Origin of the sequence: Flavobacterium sp. FPG59, assembly GCF_002150205.1 — a bacterium.
GTDB lineage: Bacteria > Bacteroidota > Bacteroidia > Flavobacteriales > Flavobacteriaceae > Flavobacterium.
In genome coordinates this window covers 1-8622 of sequence record NZ_MTCA01000129.1, presented here as the reverse complement: position 1 = coordinate 8622, position 8622 = coordinate 1, and the positions used below count along the sequence as shown (strand labels likewise).

Below are 8622 nucleotides of genomic sequence, written 5' to 3'. Positions count from 1 at the left end.
TAAATTGTTTATTAACAAATTTTAATACAGCCATTTGAATCTAAATCCGATTGGTAAAATTATTCGTAAATAAGATTAAGTGTGAAACAATTTTAAAATCATCTTAAGAGTTGTTTAGTGGCATTTTTTTTGTTTCAAATTTTAAATTTATTAATTTGATGACCTTAATTAATTGGCCGCTTTTATATGGTGTTACTAATGTTGAATTTATAGCACTTCATCGTTAAAATAAGTAGTATAGCGATTAATTTGTTTTTAATTTAAAACGTGATTGTATATTTCAAAAATTTAGATTTTAATAAATTTTGAGCCCTAATATAAATTAAGATTAACCTTTCAAAATACTGTCTTATGAATAAAAAAATACTCATCATAATCTTTTTCCTTTTTCTTTTACTTCCGGCTTTTGGACAATGTGTTAGCTATACAGCTTCAATTACAAGTACAAATTCATCTTGCAATTTAGTTTCTCCTGGAACAATCAAATTGAAAGTTGCAATAACGGGCGGGGTAAGTCCTTTTACAGTAGTTTATAGAAATGAAATAACAAATGTACAGACTACGGTTCTTAATTACACAAGCAATTCTGATATCGTTATCAATGATGTACTTACTCAAACAACACCATTTACATTGGTTTCGGTAACTGCAAGTAACAGTTGTCCAGCTACTTTACAAAATCCAAATACAAGTGTTTTGTTTTATAAAGTTCCAGCCGTTCCTACGGCAAATATAACTAATGCCTCTTGTCCGAATGATTCTAATGGTAGTATTGCTATTACGAATCAATTTTATCCATCATCTTTATTGTTTAATGGTGTGAAGACAACAACAGCTGCAACTCCAGCAGATCCTTACGTTGATTTGGGTGGCAGATTATTATCTAATAGAAGCCGGTTTTCAGCAGAAGGCTGGATAAAATTTGATAAAACCAAGTATAGAAACAGAATGTCATTATTTGGGCAAAACGATGTTGTTGAGTTTGGCTTTGAGGGTAATAATTTATTGTGTTATACTGCTGGAGGTGGGACTGTTACATCTCCATTAGCAAATTATCCAAGTGATAACGCTTGGCATCATATTGCAGCTGTGGGGAATGGTACATCTTTAAAGCTTTATGTTGATGGAAATGAAGTTGGATCTGTAAATAATACAACATCAAATTATGGAAGTAACACAACCTATACAACAAAAATAGGTTGGGGGGTTATAGATGTTGGTGGAGTTGGTTTTGTAGGTGAGATTTCAAATGTAGGTTTTTGGAGTAGAGCGCTCTCTATTGATGAAATAAAAGGTTTGGCTTCGGGGTTTACACTATATAATTCTAAACAAGTAGGATTGTTGGCTGGATATAATTTTACTGAAGGTTCGGGAACAACTGTAGCTCCAATAAGTAGTACAACACCCGCTCCTAGTAATGGAGTTTTTAATGGAGTAACATTGCCTCTTTGGGTAGATCAAAGTACATACAATTGGACATCTAGTGTAGCAGGTTTTACTCCTTCAACAAGTAAGTCTTTAACAGGACTTAAACCTGGGGTATATAATTTAAATATTACAGTTAATCAAGGGTGTTCAAGAACAACTCCTTTTACTGTTGGTGCTACAAATAATGTTACAACTCCTTTAATTGGAGTAATAACAAAGCCAAACTGTATTACACCTACAGGAAGCATACGATTAACTGGTTTGCCTTCGGGTTCTTGGACATTAATAAGAACTGGCTCGTCAAGCCAATCAATTAATGGTTCAGGTTCAGAAACTACAATATCCGGTTTAGCACCAGGAACCTATCAATTTGCTGTTGCAAGTGGGGGCTGTACTTCATTGCCTACAGGAAATGTGATAATTGATCCCGTAACCACCACTACTTACACCGCGTCTGGATGGTCAGTGACGCCTACTATTGATATGCTGGGTGTTATTAATTCAAATACTCCTATAACTGCTGATGTGCAGCTTTGTAATTGTACCGTTAATACGGGAATAAATGCTGTTGTATCAACAGGAGTTAGTATGAAACTTCAGGACAAACTTACTGTAAATGGAATGTTGACTTTTGAGAACAATGCTAGTTTAGTACAAGTAAATGATGTTGCAAATACCGGAAATATAAAATATCAAAGAGAAACTACACCAATAAAAAGATTTGATTATACTTACTGGTCATCACCAGTTTCAAATCAAAAGTTATTTGATTTGTCTCCTTTAACGAATCCGGGTAGGTATTATTCTTTTAATCCCGTAACTGAGGCATATTCACAAGAAGACCCTCAAAATTTAATGGGTAAAGGAATAGGATACATTATAAGAGCTCCAGAAAACACAGCTACTCCACCTTCACCACTAAGTCCTTATTTAGGTGTTTTTGAGGGAATACCTCATAATGGTTCATTTGCTTTAAGTCCTGTTGTGGCTTTTAAGCCGTATTTAATAGGGAATCCATATCCTTCTGCACTAGATGCTGATGCGTTTATCGCTGCAAATTCCAATGTACTTTTTGGGACTTTATATTTTTGGACACATAACACAGCTAGAGGAGTAGGTGTGAGTAATCCTGGTACAGGCTTTTTTGCCTACTCCGCAGATGATTATGCTACTTATAATACTACAGGAGGTGTTGCTGTGGCTGCAAGTGATCCTGATAAGTCTATTACAAATCCATACAGACCAACAGGTAAAATTGCAGCTGGACAAGCTTTCTTTGCAAGTACACTTGAGAACATGACTGGAACATCAATTGTTTTTAACAATAACATGCGTATGGGTGCTGGTAATACAATTCTAGACAACAGTCAGTTTTTCAAAACTACTGCAAGCAAATCAAAAAGCGCTTCTGCTATTGAAAAACATCGTGTTTGGTTGAATTTAACCAATACGCAAGGCGCTTTTAAACAGATGTTAGTAGGTTATATCTCGGGAGCTACAAATAATTACGATAGCACTTATGATGGACTGAGTTTTAATGGAAATGAATTTGTAGATTTTTATAGTGTTAATGAAAACAAAACATTAACCATTCAAGGTAGAGCACTTCCATTTGAAGAGAATGATGAAATCCCGTTAGGGTATAGTACTACTATTCAAGGTAATTTTTCAATTGGTATAGATCAGGTTGATGGTCTATTGGCTTCTAGAAAAATTTACCTTGAAGATAAAATTAAAAGCATAGTGCATGATTTAAAACAAGGCCCATATACTTTTGAAACAGGTAAAGGTATTTTTAACGAAAGATTTGTATTGCGTTACACTGATAAAACACTAGGTGTTGATGATGTTGATGTTAAGTCAAATCAAGTCCTTGTTTCAGTAAAGAATAAAGTGATCAAAGTAGATTCGGGAATGGAGTCTATTGATAAGATTTATGTGTACACTGTATCAGGAACTGCTATCTATGAAAAACAAAAAGTAGATGCCTTTACATTTTCTATATCAAGTTTGCCTGCAGCGCAACAAGTGTTGATTGTAAAAACAGTTCTAAAAAACGGTAATGTAGTCACTAATAAAATTATCTATTAATACAGTACACCTTGAATACCTTTAAAAAAAAACTCCATTTCTTAAAAATGGAGTTTTTTTATGGTAAAAATAATATGTAATCTGTTATTTTTCTTTGCCAGAAGCTTCAAGGTTTCTTTCAATAGTGTGTCCTGGTCTTGACCATTTAGGTTTTTCGCCAAGAGGAGCATATTGAGAATCTTCGGCCTCTACTGTTTGAGGTTGTGAAACTTTTATGAATGGTTTTTGAGGATTTAAACCTAACATTTCAAACATTTTCATATCCTCATTTACATCAGGATTAGGAGTAGTTAATAATTTATCTCCAGCAAAAATAGAATTGGCTCCCGCAAAAAAGCACATAGCTTGACCTTCGCGACTCATGTTCATTCGTCCTGCTGAAAGTCGTACTTGCGTTTCTGGCATTATGATTCTGGTAGTGGCTACCATTCGTATCATTTCCCAAATTTCAACTGGTTTTTCTTCTTCTAATGGAGTGCCTTCTACAGCAACTAATGCGTTAATTGGCACCGATTCTGGTTGCGGATTTAAAGTCGACAAAGCAACCAACATGCCTGCTCTATCTTCAATACTTTCTCCCATTCCTATAATACCACCACTACAAACCGTTACATTAGTTTTACGAACGTTTTCAATGGTTTGTATGCGGTCTTCAAAACCACGTGTAGATATTACTTCTTTATAGTATTCTTCACTAGTGTCAAGATTGTGATTGTAGGCGTATAAACCAGCTTCTGCAAGACGTTGCGCTTGGTTTTCAGTAATCATACCTAGTGTGCAACAAACCTCCATGTCAAGTTTGTTAATCGTACGTACCATTTCAAGAACTTGGTCAAATTCTGGTCCGTCTTTAACATTTCTCCAAGCAGCTCCCATACAAACTCTTGATGAACCACCAGATTTTGCACGTAATGCTTGCGCTTTTACTTGGCTTACAGACATCAAATCATTCCCTTCAATCTCAGTGTGGTAACGCGCTGCTTGTGGGCAGTAGCCGCAATCTTCTGGGCATCCACCAGTTTTTATAGATAACAGTGTAGATACTTGAACTACGTTTGGGTCATGATGTTCTCTATGAATAGTGGCTGCTTCATAAAGCAAATCCATTAAGGGTTTGTTATATATTGCGATTATTTCGTCTTTTGTCCAATTGTGTCTTTTAATGCTCATCGATACATATTTTTGATGCATCAAAAGTAGTTAAATTGTTCTAAAGTAACAATGGTAACCTCTCGAAAAGAGAAAAGCAATTAAATGACTCAAAATTAGTTAAAGTTGTTTGTAATAAACTTTAAAATGTACAAGCTTAGCTATCAATTTACTACTTTGCTGGGTTTTAAAAGGTAAATTACTAAGCTGCTCTATTTATAATGATGTGTGTTTATGATTTAGCTCCATGTTTATCACTAGAGTATCGGGTGTCCCAGTATAGTAACAGCATGAATGTTACGATGACAGCTGAACTGATTCCTTCAAATAAAAGCGAAATGGAATACGTCATAATGGTAGGTTCTCCGCCAAATAGAAATGTTTTTGATAGTGATCCAATATATGCTTCTCCACCTTTTGCATAGCTGTATATAATTAATGCTGCAATGCTAAGAATAACCCCTGTAAATGCAGTTGCAAAGGCAGATGCCGCATTAGAAACCATAACAGTATTTCCTTCAGCGTAATTTTGTTTTAATGTTCTATTAGTACCATAAAAAATAAATAGGACATTAAAAACTCTCAATATAGGGTTGTCTGCAAATCCAAGTAGTTCCATCACTAAAAAATAGAGACCTATTCCTAAAATAATAACCAATCCGTTTAATAATTCTTTTGGAATTTTCATACCGCAGTTCTTTTAAATTAATGTATATCTTATTGAAAAACAAAGAGTAATACCCAAAATTAATTAAAAAAAAGCAATTAATATGTTAACGTGTTATTTATTAAAGTATTCTTTTGCAATTACTTTGTCTTTTTGCAACTGTTCTTGTAAATCTTGCAGGGAATTGAACTTTTTCTCATCTCGAATTCTTTGCAAAATAGAGACCTTTAATTCTTGGTTGTAAATGTCGGCATCAAAGTCTAAAAAATGAATTTCAATAGATTTTTCTTGGGCGCCTACAGTAGGGTTTGTGCCTATGTTCATCATACCATTTATAAGTTGAGAATTGATACTTGCTTGTACTAGATATACTCCGTTTTGTGGTATGAGCTTATAGTTCTCTTCTATTTTGATATTTGCAGTAGGAAAACCTATCGTGCGTCCTAGTTGTTTTCCAGTAATGACAGTACCGGTAATAAAATAGGAGTACCCTAAGTAATCATTTGCTAGTTGAATGTTGCCGTCAAGTATGGCATTGCGAATTTTTGTTGAACTAACCGATATTTCGTTAAGCTCTTGAACCGATATCTGAGACACGTCAAAACCATATTGTTTTCCAAAATCTATTAAATGATCAATATTGGCAGTTCTATTTCTTCCAAAACGATGGTCGTGTCCAATGATTATTTTTTGGACGTGAAATTTTTCCACTAAAACTGTTTTTACAAATTCTTCGGCAGTTAATTGCGAAAAAGTTTCGTCAAATGGATGAATGACTAGATTTTCTATCCCAATCTCTTCAAGTAGATCTTGCTTTTCTTTTATAGTATTGAGCAGTTTAATGTTAGAGTCTTCCTGTAAAACCATTCTTGGATGTGGGAAAAAAGTAAGAACAACACTTTCATAATCCTCATTAGGCGTATTTTGTGTTAGCTTTTGCAGGATTTTTTTATGACCTATATGTACACCATCAAACGTGCCAAGGGTTAAAATTGTTTTTTTGGTAATCTGGAAATCGTTTATAGAATGAAAAATCTTCAAAGCAAGTGTTTTATAATGCTGCAAATTTACGGTATCCTATTGATATAATTAAAAAAGGATTGAAAACTTCAACCCTTTTTTGTGACATAAATCATTTATTTACTTCTTAATAAACTGAATGGTTTTAGATGGTGTTCCTTTTTTTGAAAGTTTTAAAAAGTATAACCCTTCTGATAGGTGAGAAACCGAAATTTGTAGGTCATTTTCTAAACCTAATTCCTTTGTTTCAATTATATGACCTGCTGTATTAATTATGGTGTAGGATTCTGGTGTGTCCTCTAGTTTTGATAGTTTTATGGTGATTGTGTCACTGGTAGGGTTTGGGTAAACCACGATGCCTTCCGGTTCTGTGATATCGTTTACGCCAAGTGTACCAATGCTAAATGTGGTTGTTTCCTTATCAAAAGAAGTTCCGCCAGATACTATAAGTTCGCCATTTGTAGCATTTAAACTATATGAGCCACTGCCGTAATCACAACACAAGCCATCGCTTTCACTGTCTTCTATGGTAAAAATGTAACAGGCGTTATTAGCTAGTTCAAAATTTAAAATAATGGGCTCAGGTAATGCAGGGTTGGGATTTGCTGTTGTTCCAGGGTTGTCCATGTATGGTCCGCCCTCATACAAAACGACTCCTGCTGCGGTAGTGAGTTTCCAAGTTGTTTCTGATCCAAAATTATCTCTTTGTAATCTATAGGTAACGGTTGTTCCTGCAAAGTTCTTTGAAATTTTAAAATTGCTAGCCGCACTATTGTCAGAATTTTTCTGGTCTGTAGTATTGTTTACAGTTTCTAATGTAACATTGAAAGAATGATTTCCAGCGGTAGTTGTTAAGGTGTTTAGTGTAATTAATTGGGTGGCATTTGGGGCGATATTGCCTGTGAAATTTGCAGTTTGAAAACTAGTATTGTCTATGGCAAAACGGATGCTAGCTCTTGTTAAGGCTGTGTTTCCTTTATTGGTTATTTCAATTGTAGGAGCAAATGAATTATTGCAAGTAGTAAGATTGAGATTAGAAATTCTAATGGCGCCATCATTAGCAAAAACTGTTCCTGGTGTCAATGCATCTGATGTTTTTAAGGAAGCTCTACGTGGTGAATTATTCATTATGGAAATCATTCTAGATTTTTGATCTTGGGTAAAGATATTCATACAGCCATCATTGGTGTAGTCCATATAGTTTTCTACCATGTCTAATCCTGGTGAATCAGGACATGAATCTATATTTACTGGGCAGCCTTCATTATCTTGACCAGCATTAGGTGTGTCTGCGCAAAAATCATCTACGTCACAACCGCCATCTCCCCAAATATGTCTTAAACCAAGCCAGTGACCTACTTCATGTGATGCTGTTCTTCCTCCGTCATAAGGGGATCCATAAGTTCCATTTGGGAAATAGGCTCTTGATCCAAAGAATTTATACCCTAGCACAACACCATCGGTATTTGCTACGCTTGAATTTGGGCTCAAGCCAGGTAAGTTAGAATTACTAGGAAATTGTGCATAGCCCAACAAGTTTGCTCTTGTGAAATTTACAACCCAAATATTAAGATACTTGTCAGGATTCCAAATCGTCTGTGGTTTTACTATGTCATCAATATCTGTAGTGGACCAGCTTACTTCGCCTAGATTTACGCGATTTATTCCGTTTGACAAAATGCCTTGCGGGTCTCTTTTTGCTAATGCAAATTCTATTTCAATATCGGCACCTACAGGATTTGAGTTGAATCCTGGTGTTCCTGATTTTCTTCTAAAATCTTCATTAAGAACCCTAATTTGCGATGCTACTTGTTGATCAAAAATGTTTTCATCTACACCAATATTATCTCCGTTATGAATTATGTGAACTACCACGGGGATTGTGATAACGGCCGATGTTCTTTGTGAAGAGGTGCTTATTTTTTTCTCGCTTATTTCTTTAATGATTACGGGTTTAAGCCATTTTTCAAACTCAGAGTCTGATAATCTTTTAGGGTCTTTTAGCTTAAGATATTCTTCATATTCGGTAGTTGCACAACGAATGACTTCGTTTTGTAAAATGGCTCTTTTTTTTCCGAACAAGAAGCCTTCGTCAGTTACTTTTTCTTGACTAATTGCCAAGTTAGATAAGCCGAGCGCAATAAATAAAAAGTAGGTAATTTTCTTCATAGGTTTGGGACCTTGTTATATTAGGGAATTTTGTATCTTTTTTCTAAAATAGTTAAAGAAAATTCATGCTAACTTTAAGTTTAGTAAAAATTTGATAT

Annotated in this window: 5 protein-coding genes; 1 reads left to right on the top strand and 4 read right to left on the bottom strand. The window is 34.8% G+C overall.

Translation table 11 applies throughout. From position 1 onward, the window contains the following. The first annotated feature begins 351 nt into the window (after positions 1 to 351). Positions 352 to 3519, top strand: coding sequence for a LamG-like jellyroll fold domain-containing protein (locus tag FPG59_RS11180; RefSeq protein ID WP_086454685.1), 3168 nt, complete (start codon positions 352 to 354; stop codon positions 3517 to 3519). Positions 3520 to 3603: 84 nt separating this feature from the next. Here the strand turns inward: FPG59_RS11180 and bioB are convergent, their stop codons facing one another. From bioB to FPG59_RS11160, 4 genes are all read right to left on the bottom strand, one after another. After that, positions 3604 to 4689 carry a biotin synthase BioB gene (gene bioB / locus FPG59_RS11175; RefSeq protein WP_086454684.1) on the bottom strand — a complete coding sequence of 362 codons (1086 nt, stop codon included), beginning with the start codon at positions 4687 to 4689 and terminating at the stop codon, positions 3604 to 3606. Between the two features lie 211 nt (positions 4690 to 4900). After that, the gene (locus tag FPG59_RS11170; protein WP_086454683.1) at positions 4901 to 5356 is read right to left on the bottom strand and encodes a hypothetical protein; all 456 of its coding nucleotides are present in this window, start codon (positions 5354 to 5356) and stop codon (positions 4901 to 4903) included. Between the two features lie 93 nt (positions 5357 to 5449). Next, complete coding sequence (locus FPG59_RS11165; RefSeq protein WP_086454686.1) at positions 5450 to 6376, bottom strand: bifunctional riboflavin kinase/FAD synthetase; 927 nt, start codon at positions 6374 to 6376, stop codon at positions 5450 to 5452. Positions 6377 to 6475: 99 nt separating this feature from the next. Beyond that, positions 6476 to 8524, bottom strand: coding sequence for a M43 family zinc metalloprotease (locus FPG59_RS11160; RefSeq protein WP_086454682.1), 2049 nt, complete (start codon positions 8522 to 8524; stop codon positions 6476 to 6478). Positions 8525 to 8622 lie beyond the last annotated feature (98 nt).

What these genes read in the sequence shown, in the direction of transcription:
- bioB (WP_086454684.1), bottom strand. Translation starts at nt 4,689, where the DNA reads ATGAGCATTAAAAGACACAATTGGACAAAAGACGAAATAATCGCAATA.
- FPG59_RS11180 (WP_086454685.1), top strand. Translation starts at nt 352, where the DNA reads ATGAATAAAAAAATACTCATCATAATCTTTTTCCTTTTTCTTTTACTT.
- FPG59_RS11160 (WP_086454682.1), bottom strand. Translation starts at nt 8,524, where the DNA reads ATGAAGAAAATTACCTACTTTTTATTTATTGCGCTCGGCTTATCTAAC.
- FPG59_RS11170 (WP_086454683.1), bottom strand. Translation starts at nt 5,356, where the DNA reads ATGAAAATTCCAAAAGAATTATTAAACGGATTGGTTATTATTTTAGGA.